At 43.8% G+C, this 15961-nt stretch carries 15 protein-coding genes; 7 read left to right on the top strand and 8 right to left on the bottom strand.

The window, feature by feature from the left end; all coding sequences use genetic code 11:
- Nucleotides 1-2 precede the first annotated feature (2 nt).
- On the top strand, nt 3-1403 hold the full coding sequence (locus tag FHS10_RS17705) for an alpha-amylase family glycosyl hydrolase (RefSeq protein WP_259093001.1): 1401 nt from the start codon (nt 3-5) through the stop codon (nt 1401-1403).
- Nucleotides 1404-1476: 73 nt separating this feature from the next.
- Here FHS10_RS17705 and FHS10_RS17700 read toward each other — a convergent pair whose 3' ends face one another.
- The 5 genes from FHS10_RS17700 to FHS10_RS17680 form a co-directional block, all read right to left on the bottom strand.
- Nucleotides 1477-2586 (bottom strand): Fic family protein, encoded by a 1110-nt coding sequence (locus FHS10_RS17700; RefSeq protein ID WP_259092998.1) that lies wholly within the window; start codon nt 2584-2586, stop codon nt 1477-1479.
- A 106-nt stretch (nt 2587-2692) separates the two neighbouring features.
- Entirely contained in the window at nt 2693-3163 is a 471-nt protein-coding gene (locus FHS10_RS17695) for an OsmC family protein (RefSeq protein WP_310504191.1), read from the bottom strand.
- A 32-nt stretch (nt 3164-3195) separates the two neighbouring features.
- Nucleotides 3196-3654 carry a nuclear transport factor 2 family protein gene (locus FHS10_RS17690; RefSeq protein WP_259092996.1) on the bottom strand — a complete coding sequence of 153 codons (459 nt, stop codon included), beginning with the start codon at nt 3652-3654 and terminating at the stop codon, nt 3196-3198.
- A gap of 54 nt (nt 3655-3708) precedes the next feature.
- Complete coding sequence (locus FHS10_RS17685) at nt 3709-4320, bottom strand: hypothetical protein (protein ID WP_259092994.1); 612 nt, start codon at nt 4318-4320, stop codon at nt 3709-3711.
- On the bottom strand, nt 4304-4780 hold the full coding sequence (locus tag FHS10_RS17680) for an RNA polymerase sigma factor (protein WP_259092992.1): 477 nt from the start codon (nt 4778-4780) through the stop codon (nt 4304-4306). The genes FHS10_RS17685 and FHS10_RS17680 overlap by 17 nt, the downstream gene beginning before the upstream one ends.
- Before the next feature lie 543 nt (nt 4781-5323).
- On the opposite strand from FHS10_RS17680, the gene FHS10_RS17675 reads away from it, so the two are divergent.
- From FHS10_RS17675 to FHS10_RS17660, 4 genes are all read left to right on the top strand, one after another.
- Nucleotides 5324-6067 carry a hypothetical protein gene (locus FHS10_RS17675; protein WP_259092991.1) on the top strand — a complete coding sequence of 248 codons (744 nt, stop codon included), beginning with the start codon at nt 5324-5326 and terminating at the stop codon, nt 6065-6067.
- A gap of 80 nt (nt 6068-6147) precedes the next feature.
- Entirely contained in the window at nt 6148-6492 is a 345-nt protein-coding gene (locus FHS10_RS17670) for a YciI family protein (protein ID WP_259092988.1), read from the top strand.
- A gap of 7 nt (nt 6493-6499) precedes the next feature.
- Nucleotides 6500-7777 (top strand): RNA polymerase sigma factor, encoded by a 1278-nt coding sequence (locus tag FHS10_RS17665; protein WP_259092986.1) that lies wholly within the window; start codon nt 6500-6502, stop codon nt 7775-7777.
- 11 nt (nt 7778-7788) lie between these two features.
- Entirely contained in the window at nt 7789-8142 is a 354-nt protein-coding gene (locus FHS10_RS17660) for a TfoX/Sxy family protein (protein ID WP_259092983.1), read from the top strand.
- 449 nt (nt 8143-8591) lie between these two features.
- On the opposite strand, the gene FHS10_RS17655 is transcribed toward FHS10_RS17660, so the two are convergent.
- Both FHS10_RS17655 and FHS10_RS17650 read right to left on the bottom strand, forming a co-directional pair.
- Nucleotides 8592-10529, bottom strand: a complete 1938-nt coding sequence (locus FHS10_RS17655) for a M1 family metallopeptidase (RefSeq protein WP_259092982.1) — start codon at nt 10527-10529, stop codon at nt 8592-8594.
- A gap of 319 nt (nt 10530-10848) precedes the next feature.
- Complete coding sequence (locus FHS10_RS17650) at nt 10849-12060, bottom strand: BamA/TamA family outer membrane protein (protein WP_259092980.1); 1212 nt, start codon at nt 12058-12060, stop codon at nt 10849-10851.
- A gap of 320 nt (nt 12061-12380) precedes the next feature.
- On the opposite strand from FHS10_RS17650, the gene FHS10_RS17645 reads away from it, so the two are divergent.
- Nucleotides 12381-12995 (top strand): phosphatase PAP2 family protein, encoded by a 615-nt coding sequence (locus tag FHS10_RS17645; protein WP_259092978.1) that lies wholly within the window; start codon nt 12381-12383, stop codon nt 12993-12995.
- Between the two features lie 239 nt (nt 12996-13234).
- On the opposite strand, the gene FHS10_RS17640 is transcribed toward FHS10_RS17645, so the two are convergent.
- A complete protein-coding gene (locus tag FHS10_RS17640) occupies nt 13235-13372 on the bottom strand; it encodes a hypothetical protein (protein WP_259092977.1) in 138 nt (45 codons plus the stop codon).
- A gap of 15 nt (nt 13373-13387) precedes the next feature.
- On the opposite strand from FHS10_RS17640, the gene FHS10_RS17635 reads away from it, so the two are divergent.
- Nucleotides 13388-15940 (top strand): glycosyl hydrolase family 95 catalytic domain-containing protein, encoded by a 2553-nt coding sequence (locus tag FHS10_RS17635; RefSeq protein ID WP_259092975.1) that lies wholly within the window; start codon nt 13388-13390, stop codon nt 15938-15940.
- Nucleotides 15941-15961 lie beyond the last annotated feature (21 nt).

Raw genomic sequence — 15961 nt, 5'->3', positions numbered from 1 at the left:
GCATGAATAAGAGTAAAAAAAACAACCGGATGAACAGCATTATATTATTTACCATGCTGATAAGCTCGATACTGGGCTGCGGCAAATCAAATCCCGGCACTACACCGGTTGATACCATGAAAACAACACCGGTTAATCCCGACCCGGTACAATACGGTACACCCTTTGCCAGCGTACCCGCAACTAAGGATATTGTAATGTACGAGGTGAATCTGCGTACCTACTCGCCAACCACTTTGGTTAAGGCAAGTGCCCGTTTAGATTCTATTAAAGCACTGGGTGTTAACGTGGTTTGGCTGATGCCTACCTACCCTATTGGTGTACTTAAAGCATCGGGATCGCCATACGCTGTTAGAGATTATACCGGTGTAAACGCCGATTTTGGTACCCTTGATGATCTGCGCGCCTACATTGCCAAAGCACATTCACTGGGCATGGCCGTGATATTGGATTGGGTTGCTAACCATACCTCATGGGATAACGCCTGGATACAGAATAAATCATGGTACCAGCAGGATGCAGCCGGGAATATCATCATTCCGCCGGGGACTAACTATACCGATGTTGCCGCTTTAAATTATAACAATACCACCATGCGCAGCGCCATGATCAAGGCGATGAAATACTGGATTTACGCTGCCAACATTGATGGTTACCGTTGCGATTTTGCCGATAATATCCCTAACGATTTTTGGGTACCGGCTTTAGATACCCTCAACACCATCAAAACCCATAAGCTGATCTATTTAGCCGAAGGCACCAAAGGACCAGAAATTAGCGCCGGTTTCCAGATGGGTTATGCTTTTAGCTATTACGGCACGCTTAAAAGCTTGTTTGCAGGTGGCTCTGCTCCATCAGCATTATTTAGTACCAATAGCGCCGAAATTGCTTCCCTGCCATCGCCAGGTATTAAATTAAGGTACATTACTAACCACGATAACGCGTCATCAGACGGAAGTACCCTTACAGAGTACAACGGCAAGCAGGGCGCGTTAGCGGCCTTTGTACTGGCAAGTTATATGGGCGGTGTACCGCTTATATATGGCAGCCAGGAAGTTGGTTATCCCAACTCCATTAACTTTTTCAATAATGTAAATGTGGATTATACGGCCAACCCGGATATGGTAGCGGCTTATAAAAAGATCCTGGCTTTCCGTGCCGCGCATGAGGCTGTAAAAACCGGCACGTTAACGCAGTACCCTGATGCCAATGTGGTTGCCTTTGAGAAAAAATCGGGCAGCGATGATGTGGTGGTATTGGTAAATGCTAAAAACAGCACGGTTACCTACTCGGTACCAGCAGGCCTGCAAAGCAGCTGGACAGATGGCCTTGCCAACACCAGTGTAACGCTGAATACACAATTAACACTTCAGCCATATCAGTATGTGATATTGAAAAAATAGCGTTCTCGTTTACTTTTTAATAAAAGGTGGCTTGGTCTCCGCCTTTGGGTTTGATCGTCGCGCGATGCGACGATCATTTTTTTTGTGGTAATATCAAGGTGTAGCTGGTGTTGCGGCCGCCGCCTGTTTCCTTCTCCATTATCCCCTTATCCACCAAATCCTGAATATCCCTTAAAGCCGTATCAACCGAGCATTTTGCCATTTTACTCCATTTACCTGTTGTGAGCTTTCCATAAAAGTCGTCCAATAAATTGGTGATCATTTGATGCTGCCTGCTGTTAAAATCCACATCACGGTTATGTTCCCAAAAACTGTTCCGCGTAAATATGCGCGATAGAACTTCTTCGGTATGATCCATCGCATGGTCAAGGCAAGCCAGGAACCAATTGATCCAGGAAGTGATGTCAAGGCCACCCTTTTGTGTTGTTTCCAACAGGTGATAATACGCTGTTTTTTCATTAAGGATCTGGGCAGACATACTATAAAAACGTTGGGAAGTATCATCGGCCCGGGCAAGGAGCAGATCGGTTAATGCGCGGGCAATTCGACCGTTGCCATCATCGAACGGATGGATGGTTACAAACCACAGGTGCGCGATAGCTGCTTTTATAACCAGGTCATTCTCGTTGTTGCCGTTAAACCAATGGATAAACAATTGCATTTCGGCGGCAAGGCGTGCCGCTTCGGGGGCTTCAAAGTGTACTTTTTCTTTGCCAATAGCACCGGATACTACCTGCATTGGACCTGCGTCCGGCGTCCGCCACGCACCAACTGTTATTTTGTGCATGCCTGCTCTTCCGGTAGGAAACAAGGCCGAATGCCATCCATATAATCGATCTTCGGTTAATGGATCTTTATAATGCTGAGTGGCATTCAACAACATTTCTACAACACCTTCAACATCACGGCTTGCCGGAACTGCACCGGCTATATCTATCCCTAAACGACGGGCGATGGATGACCGTACCTGGTCTGTGTTAAGTTTTTCGCCTTCAATTTCACTTGTTTTTAAAACATCAAGTGTTAACGTCTCCAATATCGTATCCTCTTTAAGCCTAAACCCGAGCGAATTCATTTGTCCAAGAATCAGCCCTTGCCTGTGCCTTACTTTACCCAAAACAGGCAAAATGGGATCGGCATCCCAGGTAAAATTTGGCCAGTTTTTAAGTTGATGAATATACAAAACGAAACTATTTGCGGTAAATATATCAATTATTCGCCACAAATTACTTTATTCGCCGCAAATATGCAGTGAATAAAGTAATTAATCACCGCATGATTGCCAGCGATTATTCTGCTACTTTATAAGTTGCCTGGTGTAAAACCGGGAATTTTACAGAATTTGCTATAAAACATAGCTTGTTTGCCTCATGATGAATTTCATCGGCTTTGGTCTGCATAGCAGCATCTTTTAGGGTGATCTGCGGTTTTAACACTACCTCGGTAAAATAGCCGCCACCATCGCTGGTTTCAACCATAGTGCCTTCGGCCTTATCCTCATAATCAACTACGATAACACCTGCTACCGAACATAGATGCAGGTACCAAAGCATGTGACAGGCCGAAACAGATGCCAATAAAAGGTCTTCAGGACTGTAGCGTGCCTTATCTCCCCTGAAACTTGGGTCGGATGATCCGGGAATATCGGGTTTCCCTTCTATATAAATAACGTGACTGCGTTCATAGGCCCGGTAGTCTTTGGTGCCTTCGCCCTTGTTGCCGGTCCAGTTGATGGTGGCATTATAATGATGGTCTTTCATGATCAAATCCCCCCATAAAATTAAAGTCGAAACTATAAACTGCTTTTAGCTTTGCGTTCGGCTAAAACCTCATGCGCTCTTTTGGGCAGGTTAGCGTTACCGGATTGGTTTTCGAAATTAATTTTATGATAATTAACTAACCAGGTACCATCTTCTTTAATCAGCCTGGTATGATAAGTCGCGGTAACCGTCCAAACGTCATCGCCAATAAAGTGCTCGGCCACGGCGCTGTAATGCACATCAGCTACGCTACCATTAAGCTGCACCCTGAATGCAGATAACTGGTGATGGGTCCTATCAAAACCGGGCAAAAACATTTCCCAGTTATTAGTTACTTCTACAGGCGATAATTCAACCGGACCTACACCATTCATGGATGAGTAATCAAGCGTCACTTTTTGGGCCAGCACGCTTTGCACCAGGCACCAGTCGTGGGTGTCTGCGCCTTTAAAAACATTGGTTACTGCTGCTAAAACTTTTGTGCCTTCCATGGTATTTAGATGTAAAGCTATTGAATTTGTTTCAAACCTGCTCACATTTCAAATTTACTCCAACTCTTTTGTCATCGTTAACTGATCATTAATGGCTTGTAGTCTTTCTATTGCCGCGTTCATCTCGGCTTTTTGTTTTTTTACCGTACGCGGTTTTATGTAAAAATATACCACGGCCAGCCAGCCAAGCAGGCTTACGTAGGCAACACAGCCCAGGGTAAATCCCATTTTTTGAACAAACTCAATCATGTATAAAAACATCCCTGCCGATAGAAATAAAAAGTACAGGTTCATCGCCCTTGTTTGAATAAATTCCTGCTTTTTTCTGATCTGTAGCAGATCTGTCAAAAAAGAAAAGGTATCTGTTTCTGGTTTGGTTTTAAACAAGCTCAGCAACAAGCGATTGTTTAGTGTTAAAAAAAAAACAATACCGAGGATCACCAATGCCGCGCCTATTTTGGTAGTGACCATACTGGTGCTTAAGGTAAAACCCGGCACAAAAATATACAGCAATATGGTGGCAATTAACGCCAGGTTTAGCCATAATAATTTGTTCCTGGTTTTGCGCTTGACGCCTTTGGCTTTTTTGATTACCTCATTAATGTGGGGCCTGGCAGCAGCTTCCTGTTGTTGCCAAAGTGCCTTAAAATCAATATTGCTGCTCATACTGTTTAAATTTTTGCGAAAGTTTTTCTTTGATCCTGTAAACCTTAACCCTGATATTACTCTCCGAAAGACCGGTGATGTTAGCTATCTCAGCTTGTTTGACATCCTCCAGTTCAAGGGAAATAATAATGCGGTCTATTTCGGGCAGCTCGGCTATGCATTTGTACAGTAGTTGCACCTGCCCTTCAATATCGGGTGGTGGTTTGTCTTCCAGTTCGGGCGGCATTTCGCCCAGGGGCATCCGGTTTTCCTTTTCCAGCTGCCGCAAACAATGGTTTGAAGCGATACGGAAGATCCAGGTGCCGATGGCTGATTCATTACGAAACGTGGCCAGTTTTTGCCACACGGTAATAAAAGTTTCCTGTGCAACATCGCGGGCACGGTCATGGTCATTCATGTAGCCCATGCACACCCTAAAGATCTTGCTGTAATAAGTATCGTAAATTTCCTCGAACGACATTGCCTGCATTTGTGATGGTTAGATACGGAGATTTTTAAAATGCTACAGATAAGGTGAAAAAACTCTGGCAGCACAATATAAGTAATGCTTCCAGCAACAATACAATTGTTATATTAGCTTGCACAACCTATTTATATGACGGCCGTTTTTATATCCTTATTCGTAATCATAGCCATTTCGATAACAAATCCGCTCATCACCATCTTTCATGAGTTAGGTCATGCTTTTGCTTACCTTCTATTAACAAAACCTGATAATATTAATGTTTTTATAGGATCACACGGAAACAAAGCAACCAGGCTTAATTTCAAAATTGGCAGGTTATACTTTTATTTCAACCCAGGCTCTCCCTTTATCCGCGGGGGCATGTGTCAGTCATCTAAAATAGAATCTAATTATTTTAAATACATTTTGATCCTTTTAGCCGGCCCTGTTTTTACGCTGCTTTTTGCGTGTATAATTGGGGTTATAGTGTTCAATACCGAATTGCATGGTGCGATAAAACTATATTGCTTTATCCTTATTATTTTTTCGGGGATAAGTTTGATACGAAACTTAAACCCTAAACCATCCAATGAAGCCTATTTAAATAATGACGGCCAACAGATAGCTTTTACATTTAGGAACCGGGCTGTTTATTCAAGTTATATAGCCGCTATTGAAGATCAGCTAAACAACGAAAATAGTGCTGCCGCAGATAAATTGCTCAAAATAGCTGATACACATCCAAAGGAAGAAAAAATTTTAAGGCAACTTATACCCCTGTTAATAAATATTAAGAGTAATGATCTTGCTAAAAAGCATTTAATCGCCCTTGGAACAATAAGTTCTTTTGACATGGTTGACTATTCAAATATGGGATACTTACATTCCTTAGCCGGCGAACATGAAAACGCCATGAAAAATTACAGAAAGGCGCTGACTATAGAACCGGAAAACTCAGCAGTCCTCAACAACCTTGGTTATGAATTAGTGCTGACCGAAGCTTACCAGGAAGCAGATGAAATATTGCAAAAAGCTATTAAACTTGATCCCGAACTTCCAGACCCTTATAGCATCCTGGGGTTATTAAATGTTTTAACAGGCAAGTTAGAAGCTGGGAGAGTATTGATAGATAAATGCCTGGGATTGGATCCGGCTAATGCATATGCCCACAAGCACCTCGGTATTTTTTATTTAAAAATGAAAGAGAAGGAAAATGCGTTCATCAATTTGAAAAAAGCAGCAGAATTAGATAGCAACATTAATGTAGATTTATACCTGCAGGAGGCGCAATTAATAAATTGACTGATAAATAAAACACCGCTCTTGTCCTATTCCCCAAAACCTGATCGTCATATGGTTTTATTCACTAAATTTAAAAGATCATGAACGAATTTTTATTGCTTTTCAGAAAAAACGAACCAGAAGGCACACCAAAACCATCGCCAGAGCAAATGCAAAGCTCCATGAAATTATGGATGGACTGGCTGGGGGGCATTGCCGCGCAAAACAAGCTGGTTAGCAATGGTAACCGCTTGTATAACGATGGCATCACCATTGCGCCAAACGAGGTGATAACCAATGGCCCATATGTTGAAATTAAAGAGTTGATAGGCGGCTATTCCATTATCCGGGCCGAATCGCAGGAAGAGGCGGTTGAGCTATCAAAGGGCTGCCCTATTCTTAAAGTTGGCGGCAGCGTTGAAGTACGCATGATAATGCCTATGTAATTTTACCATGGCCATTTCAGCAACGTTGGGATGGCCATTTAACAATATGAACAATACCGAACTGCTTCCTCATCTATTCCGTACCGAATACCGAAAAATAGTATCGGTATTATACAAGCATTTCGGCTTTGAGCATCCCGAAATTGCCGAGGATATTGCCAGCGAAACATTTCTAAGCGCCGCCGAAACCTGGGGCATTAAAGGGTTGCCCGATAATCCTGTAGGCTGGCTGTACACGGTAGCCCGTAACCGGGCTAAAGATCATTTGAAACGCAACAAGATCTTCGACCAGAAGATAACTCCGGTGCTTCAGCTATCTCATGAGGATGTTAAGGAGTTTGATATTGATCTATCAGATCAGCATATTAAAGATAGCCAGCTACAACTGATGTTCGCCATTTGTCAGCCGGTGATCCCTCCGGAGGCACAGATCAGCCTGTCGCTGCGAATTCTTTGCGGCTTTGGGATAGATGAAATTGCAGATGCTTTTTTAACCAGTAAATCAACCATTAACAAGCGCCTGTTCAGGGCTAAAGATAAGCTACGCGAGGAAAAGGTGAAGATAGAATTCCCGCCGGCCACGCAGATTACCGACAGACTACAAGCTGTTTTAACCACGCTTTATCTGTTATTTAATGAGGGCTATTATTCTACCAGCCAGGACGCCACCGTACGTAAAGAACTGTGCCTGGAAGCCATGCGCCTAACGATTTTCTTGTTAGAATACGAACCAACCAACCTGTCCGAAACCAACGCTCTCATGGCATTGATGTGTTTCCACTCCTCCCGTTTTGATGCCCGTACGGACGAGCATGGCGAAATGATCCGCTATGACGACCAGGATAGCAGCCTGTGGAATGAGGAACTGATACGCAAAGGTGAGTATTATTTAAACCTATCCTCCAAGGGGGGCATCAACAAATACCACCTGGAAGCGGCCATAGCTTATTGGCATACGGTAAAAAACGACACCACCGAAAAATGGGAAAACATTTTACAGCTTTATAACCGCCTGCTACAAATTGCCTACTCGCCGGCGGCGGCGCTTAACCGCACTTTTGCCTTGTACAAATCCCGGGGCAGGCAGCAAGCCATTATTGAAGCAGAAAAGTTAAAGCTTAACAACAACCATTTATACCACGTTTTGCTGGGGCACCTGTATACATCCGTTGACAAAACAACAGCCATCCATCACTTGAAAACAGCGCTACAGTTTGCCAAAACCACCGCCGAAAAGAGCAGGATACGTAAAGACCTTGAGCAACTCAATAAAACTATTTATTAATTTTACGTTCTATGGCCTACAATGAGCATTTAGCAAACCGCGTACGCGAAGCATTTATCGATCAACCTAAAGTTGACGAGGTAGAAATGTTCAAGGGCTTATGTTTCATGGTCAATGAAAAAATGTGCATCTGCATTCGTGATAACGGCCTGCTCTGCCGCATTGGTCAGGATCAAGCCGCCATTGAACTGGAAACCGGCGACTGCCGCCAGATGATTCACGGCACCCGCGTAATGAAAGATTTTGTTTGGGTTGATGGCGAAGACCTTATTACCGCCCAAAAATTCAACCACTGGATAACCCTGGCGGTCGCCTTCAACAAAATTGCCAAAGCATCGAAGAAGGGGGGAAAGGCAAAAGATTAAGAGCGAAAGGTTATTTATTAACGATATTTTTTTGTAGAGACGCATATTTGCGTCACCCGCGTGCAAATCAAAAATGCAGATAATGGTATATTAATCGCAATTAAGCGGGGCGTCCCCCCGCAGGGCAAACGCTTTAAATTGGGTTAACATAACTTAACACATTTCAGATAAATATTTTATAAAAATCTAACAATCAGCGACTTGAGTTTTTACATGGTTAACACTAAACTGATGTATCACGCAATTTAGGCGCATCCAAATATTTGTGCCTGTTGTTGCCCAATACAGGTGGCAAATGGACCTTGATCTTTTAACCAGGATCAGGCGATAACAAGGTATCGTTTGATGCTTATATATTCTGACGACATAAGCTTATTCCGTTACCTATTATTAAAAAACAGCTTATCGTCATTAACTATTTAGTTGCGTTTGCCCTGCGCGTCTCCCTATCAATCCCTCAACGTATTATTCCCCCTATCCACATCGGGCAGCAAATTATCGGGATCTAAAATTACTTTGTTTATTTTGGAGGTGGTGTGGCATTTGAAGGTCCATTTGGCCCCGCGTTGCCAAACTTCAACCGGGAGGTTTACAATTTGGGTTTGCCCGTTTTGTTCTATGATCTTTATAGTAACCGGCATTACCATCTGGTTTAAATTTTCGATGGTGATGAACGCGCCGAATGAGGCACCGTTTTTATCGTACTTAATTTCGGTAACGGCCTGGTCAAGATTCCAGGTGGTATAAAACCACTCTTTCCAAAACCAGGTAAGCTCCTCGCCGGCGGCATCATTCATGGTGCGGAAAAAATCGTCTGGCTGCGGATGCTTGTAGGCCCACCTTTTTATGTAAATCTTAAAAGCATAATCAAATCTATCGGCACCTAAAACCACATTGCGTAATATATTTAAACCCAGCGCGGTTTTGTAATAGGCCATCCCTCCTTCGTTATTAACCTCGGGCGCTACCATGAGCGAGTGCTTGCTCCTGATCATTTCGGACACAATGCTTTGGGCCGGGTTTCCTTTTGGGGCGTATTCGCCATTGTTAAAATGAAGCCAGGCGTAACCGTTGATAAAAGTATCAAAACCTTCGTCCATCCAGGCAAAACGGCGTTCGTTGCTACCCACAATCATCGGGAACCAGTTATGCCCCATCTCGTGGGTTACATCTCTAAACAGGTCATCATCTTTAATGCTGTAGCTGCAAAATACAATGCCCGGGTACTCCATACCCAAAGCTACGCCAGCTACTACGGTTGCCGAATGCCACGGATATTCAAAATAGGTATCAGAGTAAAACTCCATACTGTGTTTAAGGTATTGTGCAGCGCGATTATATTTGTTAGGCCCAACGCTTTCAACCGGGTAAACGGCCATAGCTAAACCCTTTTTGCCCGATGGATAGTTAACCCTTGCAGCATCCCATATAAAAGCCCTCGATGCCGACCAGGCCACATCGCGCGTGTTTTGAATTTTGTAGTGCCAGGTTAAGGTTCCGTTTTGTTTAGGCCTGATACCGGATGTAAGCAATTCCTGTTGTTTAATGATGCTTATGGTGCTGTCTGTTTTAGAGGTGCTTGCCAACCTGCTGATCTGTGCCGCCGTTAAAACCTGCTGAGGGTTTTGCAAATCGCCGGATGCGGCTACGATCATATCGGCAGGCGTGGTAATAAAATAGTCAACATTACCATACTCGCAATAAAATTCGCCGGTGCCCATATAAGGCAAGGTATTCCAGCCCATTACATCGTCATAAACACACATGCGCGGAAACCACTGTGCCAACTGATAAATGATGCCGTTTTTTGTTGGCTGCTGGCCCATCCTATCGGCACCATGCTCTGGTATGGCAAATGAATAGTTTATTTTAACGCTTACTTTATCGCCATGTGGCTTCACCACAAAAGGCAGGCGCAATTGCATCCTGGTATCGGTAATAGTTGGGTTTATGGTATAGCTTTTACCCTGGTATATAGCTGTTACCGCCGCAATCTGGTAGCCACCTTTAAAACCATTGGCATCAAACCTATCCCCTTTTACAGGCGTGGCGGCTACCCCGCGCGAATCGGATTTAAACAAATTCTGATCCAACTGCAGCCACAAATAGTTCAGGGTATCGGTGCTGTTGTTAGTATAATTGATATTTACATCGCCGGTTATGGTGGTATCTTTTTCTATCAGCGCGGCATGAATAACGTAATCGGCCCGGTTTTGCCAGTATTTGGGGCCTGGGGCACCATTGGCATTGCGAATATCGTTACCGTTATGCGTAAAAAAACTATGGTCAAAAACCTGCAGTGGATCATATGCAGATTTGCTTTGGGCTAATGCCACAACCGGGAACAACAAAATCCCCATAAACCATAAGTACGCGTGTTTTTTCATGTTGATTGAAATTGTATACTGGTGATAACCAGACTTTGCCCTGAAATTATAGATTATGTATCGGTATTAACCAATTTAGCACAACACAAACGTTTGATTAGTTGAGGGATAGATTTAACATAGGAATATAGCAATAGCGAAACCAATAGGGCAAACCAGGTAAAAAAGTGTACATCGACACTGTTTGGAGGCATTGAGTATTTGGATCAGTAACCGTTTAATGGTAAACACCCAGCAAACGTTTGCGTAATGATCATTGACAATAGTTTTGACCAAAACCATTGTCAATGATTAAGTACAATTGAGTTTGATAGCTAACTTAAAACGCCTCGCCAAGGCCTACCGTGATGGAATTATATCCCTTGCTAAAACCATAATCAATACCAACATTGGTATTGGATCCTTTGTTGAATTTTACCCTAAGGCCTGTGCCTGCGGCAGGGTGCCAGGAGGTGAATAATGTTCCGGAACCACTTACGGTGTTGGCATTAGCAAACACTACAAAACCTAACAAGCCATTTTCAGTAATATCCCGCCTATACTCCCCTTCCAGGTAAAATAACGATCCGCCGCGATAGCGGTTTTGATCCATACCCCTGCCCGAGCGGTTATAGGGATCCCAGCCAACGCTTGGCAAATCAAGGTAAGGCGCCCTGCTGCCTAATACCGTCCAATAGTAGGTCCATATAGCTAAAGTATTCTGCTGGCTTTTATTAGCGGGGTTTAAGGGTATATACTTTCGCATATCTATATAAACCGAATGCCAGCTATCATTACTCCCCAAAAATCCGGGATTAATGCGATACACAAAATTGGCGTAAGCGCCCGGTAAAGGATTTATGGAGTTATTACGGGTATCATACAAAGCATTCAAACTTATGCCCGAAGAAAACGAGTTGCCGGCCGTGCCATATTGATAACCCGTATATTGTTTAAGGTCGATATTAGGGTCGTCGCTTTTGATGTTGGTATGGTAATCGAGATTATAGCCAACACCTGCAAAAAAATAAGGGGTAATGCGCTTGAGCGCGCTTTGATAAAACCGGATGTATCGATAATCAACCAACGTTTTTTCATCGCTGCTATGACTGCTACCTAAACCCCAGGTATATTGTGGATACACCAGGAAACGGATATCGCCCTGGATGTTCCAGGTATTATCGGGCAGCCAGATGCTGGAACGTAAAGGCAAGCCAAAACGGCTGTGGAAATTCCAATACGGCGCAAACGATACACTGGATAGATTGGTAGTGTTTTTAGGACCAAGATAAACACCCGCAGTAGTACTGGTTACCAATGCCCGGCCGGTACCACCTGGTGCAGCACCACTTACCGGTAAAACAGAAAAGTAGATCCGTTTTTTGCCATCTGGCGGCGGTGCGCCTGGCTTTACATGAAATATCCCTTTGGCTATATCTATCAGATCTGTTTTACCGATGGTATCAATTTTTGCATCTTTTTGAGGAATTACGCTCTGGGCAAATAGTGTTGATGGAATTAAAAAAAGGGCGATGACAATATATTTATACATATAAAATAGCTGCTTTACAATACCTTACCGGTAAGGCAATAATCAAAGAATTAATTTTTCACCGGCACATATTACCTGTATTTTAACAGTCTGTTAACTATCCGGCTTATGGTAGAACCCATGAGGGCCAATTTTGTTGTCGACTTAAATTTGCCGTTGTTAAATAAAACACTAAAATGTGTTAAATCATATTAAAAACACCGCATACCAAGCAAGCTGTTTGTTTTTTTGGCCAACAAAGTGTTACTATTGCCCCGTTATTGGGATTTGTAGTTAATTATTGATCACAAACAAACTGCAGTTTTACTTGCTGAATGCACATGAGGGATATAAAATACAGGAAGCTCATTTTCATTTTATTGATCATTTTGATAGCAGCGGTGCTGCTGTCGTCTGTATTTTACAGGTACGATAGCAACATGGTTATCTACATCAATAGCTACCGCAACCCAACGATGGATTGGCTGTTTTTAACTATAACCAATATTGCGGGTACCATTACTTATGTTGTAGCAACGTTAGCTTTGCTCATCTCATTTATAAAACGTCTAAAACCTATTAAAATACAACTGCGCGCTATTGCGTTAGCGGCAGCATTATCGGGCTTACTGGCAACCGCTTTAAAACATGTTATACACAGGGTACGTCCGCAAGATGTTTACCTTACTATCCATGATTTAGGTCCCGGAGGCGGTTGGTCATTTCCCTCGGGCCATTCTTGTGATGCCTTTGTACTGGCGGCAATTTTATCATTGGTCTATCCAAAAAAACGGCTCATTATACCGGTTTACTGCTGGGCAATCGCGGTTGGTTTTTCAAGGATGTATTTAGGGGTGCATTACCCATCAGATATATTAGGAGGTGTTTTAATTGGCAGCAGCATGGCGTTACTTGCGTATTATATCTGCACTTATAAACGGCCCAAAACCACTTAGTCAATTGCTTTCTATTTTGTTCTCCAGGCAGGCACGTTTAGCGAGTTCGGCCACTGTAACATCAATGTTTCCACATCCTTCGCCAATAAAGCAGATCCGGTAAAGGTGTTGGTTACACCCTGTAACTCCGGTTTTTGTTCACTTCAATAAAATTCGCATTCAACAGCATGAAATTAAGCTTTAACAGGCCCCTGATCATTATTTCGATATTAATGATAAGCAGGATCATTTCATACAAATTATAAAATATCGGTTTTGTTCAACTTTTGGTTGTCTTTGTGGAAACCTGGAGTTTTGCCGTTCTGTACCTTTAGATCATTATAAACCTGCAGCCAAATAAAGCCAATTGTTGCAAACCCACTTAATCTGGCCTGCATTTTAAACTGCATTTTATGAGTCAGCATTTATTTTTACCTGTTATTCCGCCATTTTTAATGAAAAAACCAACAATTACCTTTTTTGCACTCGCCACAGCTGCTTTTATTTTGTTTAACCTGAAACCGGCCGACGCGCAGGATCAGGTCAGTTCAGGAAATGGGCGGATAGATGGTTTCGCAATCGCAAAGAAACATTCGATTTTATGCGATAAGCCCGCGCAGGATTTTTTTGAGGGCTCATTGCTGGGGAACGGCGCGATGGGCGTAAACGTTACAAGCAGGCCGGACGCGATAGTACTGTATTTCGGGCATAATAATGTATGGGATATCCGCCTTGCGGAGCATCATAAAGAAGAAATCGGAACTTTTGAAGAGGTATTTGATAAGGTTAAAAAAATACCGGCAGACTATAGTGATCTTAACAATGATGCCTGGTACAGGCAGTACGGCCAAATGGCAGGCGACAATTACAGCAAACCGTATCCCCGCCCGTTTCCCTGCGGTTCGGTACTGATCGGCTTTGATCGCCGAAAGGTACAGGTTACCCGACAGCAGCTGGATATCTCCAATGGACTATGCACGGTCAGCATGATAACCAATGATAAAAAACAACTGTTTCTGAAATTGTTTACGGACATGAAGACGGACCGGCTGCTGCTGCGCCTGGTTGATGAAAAAGACAGGCCTGCCATCAATATTTTTGACCGCATTAAAGTATTGCCCGATCCGTCCACACCAGGCGATATCCCTTCATTCAGCGCGCGGGAGGATCTGGAGGGCGGCAGACTATCTTTTCGCCAGGTGCTTCCATTTGACGAACCGGAGAAACACAGTACCGGAAATCCACGTGATAGGGCCTTCCGCCTGACGCTTAACGTAAATGGGCCGCTTGTAAAAACCACCCGGATCAACTGGAACGGTGGTAAGGAAACAATGGCCTTACTTGAAGGCGCGCTGTCATCCCAGGTGCCCTTTGATGCCACTATTACCTTACAGGAGGGCCCAGCTTCCGCTGTTCGGGAGGAAATTCCTCCGGTTAGTATAAATGACGGAAAGCAATTCACAGCGTTATTTAAGCAAAATGAAAAAATATGGGTCAAATACTGGGCTAAGTCTGCCGTCAGTCTTGATGATCAATTCCTCGAAGCGATCTGGTACCGTAACCTGTACTTTTTGAACTGCGCTGCCAAAGCAGGCGCAACTTGTCCCGGGCTTTTTGCCAACTGGAGCTATAACAATATCGGTACCGCCTGGCATGGTGACTACCACATGAACTATAATGTGCAGCAGCCATTCTGGGTTACTTTCAGCAGCAATCACCTCGAAAAGAACATACCTTATGTAGACCTCATTAACTCACTCATGCCAGTCAGCAAAAAATGGGCAAAAGAATATTATCAGCTACCCGGTGCATATTTCCCACATTCTGCTTACCCGGTTGAGATGAGTATGAATCCATATCCACTCCCCGACTGGGGCTGGGAAGTAAGCGAAACACCCTGGGCTGTGCAGGGCTTATGGTGGCATTACTTATATTCCGGTGACAAGGCATTTCTAAAAGATAGGGCCTATGAGCCGATCAAAGCGGCCTGCCAGTTTCTGACGGCTTATATGAAGCGGACCGATGCACATGATGGTAACCGATGGAAGGATGATAAATACCATGTTTTCCCTACAGTTGCACCCGAATTATATGCTTTGCGGCCTGGATTTAAGTTCAACTATGATTGCGGCGTCGACCTGACCCTGATCAAATTTATTTTTAAAGCATTTGACCGGGCAACTGCCGATCTGGGGACGAGTTCGCAGGAGGCACTCTTACTTGCAGACATCAGGGAGATATTAAGTCATTTCCCAAAATATCCGGTTGCAAAGACAGCATCGGGTGATGAAGTACTGGTGGCCGTTCCCGGTGAAAGTGCTGGAACGGTATACAATGTGCCTAACGCACTTTTCGCAGCTTTTCCGGGTGAGGACTATGGCCTGCACTCAGATAAAAAGACATTACAGTTGCTGAGAAATACCTATCTCAACCAACAGAACGAAGGTGGAAACGACCTTGTTTTTGCTAATCTACAGGCAGCAAGGATCGGCATGCTGAATATAGACGAATTTAAACGCCAGGTAAGGTACTGTCTTTTGCCTAACGGAACAGCTACAGATATGGTCATGCAAACCCGTGGCCGTTACAATGATCAGACTGATTACGGATATATGTCAAAAATGGGGATCTGGTTTGAAAACTTCGCCCTGCCAGCTGTCATCAATGAGTGCCTGATGCAAAGCTACAGCGGCACAATCCGGCTTTTTCCGAACTGGCCTGAAAACAGGCGTGCGCATTTTGAAAATCTCCGGGCAGCGGGTGCTTTTTTGGTGAGCGCCCAAAAAATAAACGGGAAAATTACACGGGTGCGCATATTTAGCGAACAGGGCAATACCCTCCATATTTTATCTCCCTGGGGCGATCAGGGAACCATAAGCGTTTCAGGAAAAAAACAACAGGTAGCCTCCGGTGAAATTTCGATTAAAACCAAGCCAGGGCAATGGATCACGTTAAGCCGTAATTAATAGATTCCGGGCCCAACCCTT

It is taken from the genome of Mucilaginibacter dorajii (assembly GCF_024808255.1).
GTDB lineage: Bacteria > Bacteroidota > Bacteroidia > Sphingobacteriales > Sphingobacteriaceae > Mucilaginibacter > Mucilaginibacter dorajii.
The sequence above is the reverse complement of the archived record's forward strand: the minus strand, read 5'-3'. Positions and strand labels throughout refer to the sequence as shown.

What these genes read in the sequence shown, in the direction of transcription:
- FHS10_RS17655 (WP_259092982.1), bottom strand. Translation starts at nt 10,529, where the DNA reads ATGAAAAAACACGCGTACTTATGGTTTATGGGGATTTTGTTGTTCCCG.
- FHS10_RS17650 (WP_259092980.1), bottom strand. Translation starts at nt 12,060, where the DNA reads ATGTATAAATATATTGTCATCGCCCTTTTTTTAATTCCATCAACACTA.
- FHS10_RS17635 (WP_259092975.1), top strand. Translation starts at nt 13,388, where the DNA reads ATGAGTCAGCATTTATTTTTACCTGTTATTCCGCCATTTTTAATGAAA.
- FHS10_RS17640 (WP_259092977.1), bottom strand. Translation starts at nt 13,372, where the DNA reads ATGCAGGCCAGATTAAGTGGGTTTGCAACAATTGGCTTTATTTGGCTG.
- FHS10_RS17670 (WP_259092988.1), top strand. Translation starts at nt 6,148, where the DNA reads ATGAACGAATTTTTATTGCTTTTCAGAAAAAACGAACCAGAAGGCACA.
- FHS10_RS17705 (WP_259093001.1), top strand. Translation starts at nt 3, where the DNA reads ATGAATAAGAGTAAAAAAAACAACCGGATGAACAGCATTATATTATTT.
- FHS10_RS17695 (WP_310504191.1), bottom strand. Translation starts at nt 3,163, where the DNA reads ATGAAAGACCATCATTATAATGCCACCATCAACTGGACCGGCAACAAG.
- FHS10_RS17665 (WP_259092986.1), top strand. Translation starts at nt 6,500, where the DNA reads ATGGCCATTTCAGCAACGTTGGGATGGCCATTTAACAATATGAACAAT.
- FHS10_RS17645 (WP_259092978.1), top strand. Translation starts at nt 12,381, where the DNA reads ATGAGGGATATAAAATACAGGAAGCTCATTTTCATTTTATTGATCATT.
- FHS10_RS17660 (WP_259092983.1), top strand. Translation starts at nt 7,789, where the DNA reads ATGGCCTACAATGAGCATTTAGCAAACCGCGTACGCGAAGCATTTATC.
- FHS10_RS17690 (WP_259092996.1), bottom strand. Translation starts at nt 3,654, where the DNA reads ATGGAAGGCACAAAAGTTTTAGCAGCAGTAACCAATGTTTTTAAAGGC.
- FHS10_RS17680 (WP_259092992.1), bottom strand. Translation starts at nt 4,780, where the DNA reads ATGTCGTTCGAGGAAATTTACGATACTTATTACAGCAAGATCTTTAGG.
- FHS10_RS17685 (WP_259092994.1), bottom strand. Translation starts at nt 4,320, where the DNA reads ATGAGCAGCAATATTGATTTTAAGGCACTTTGGCAACAACAGGAAGCT.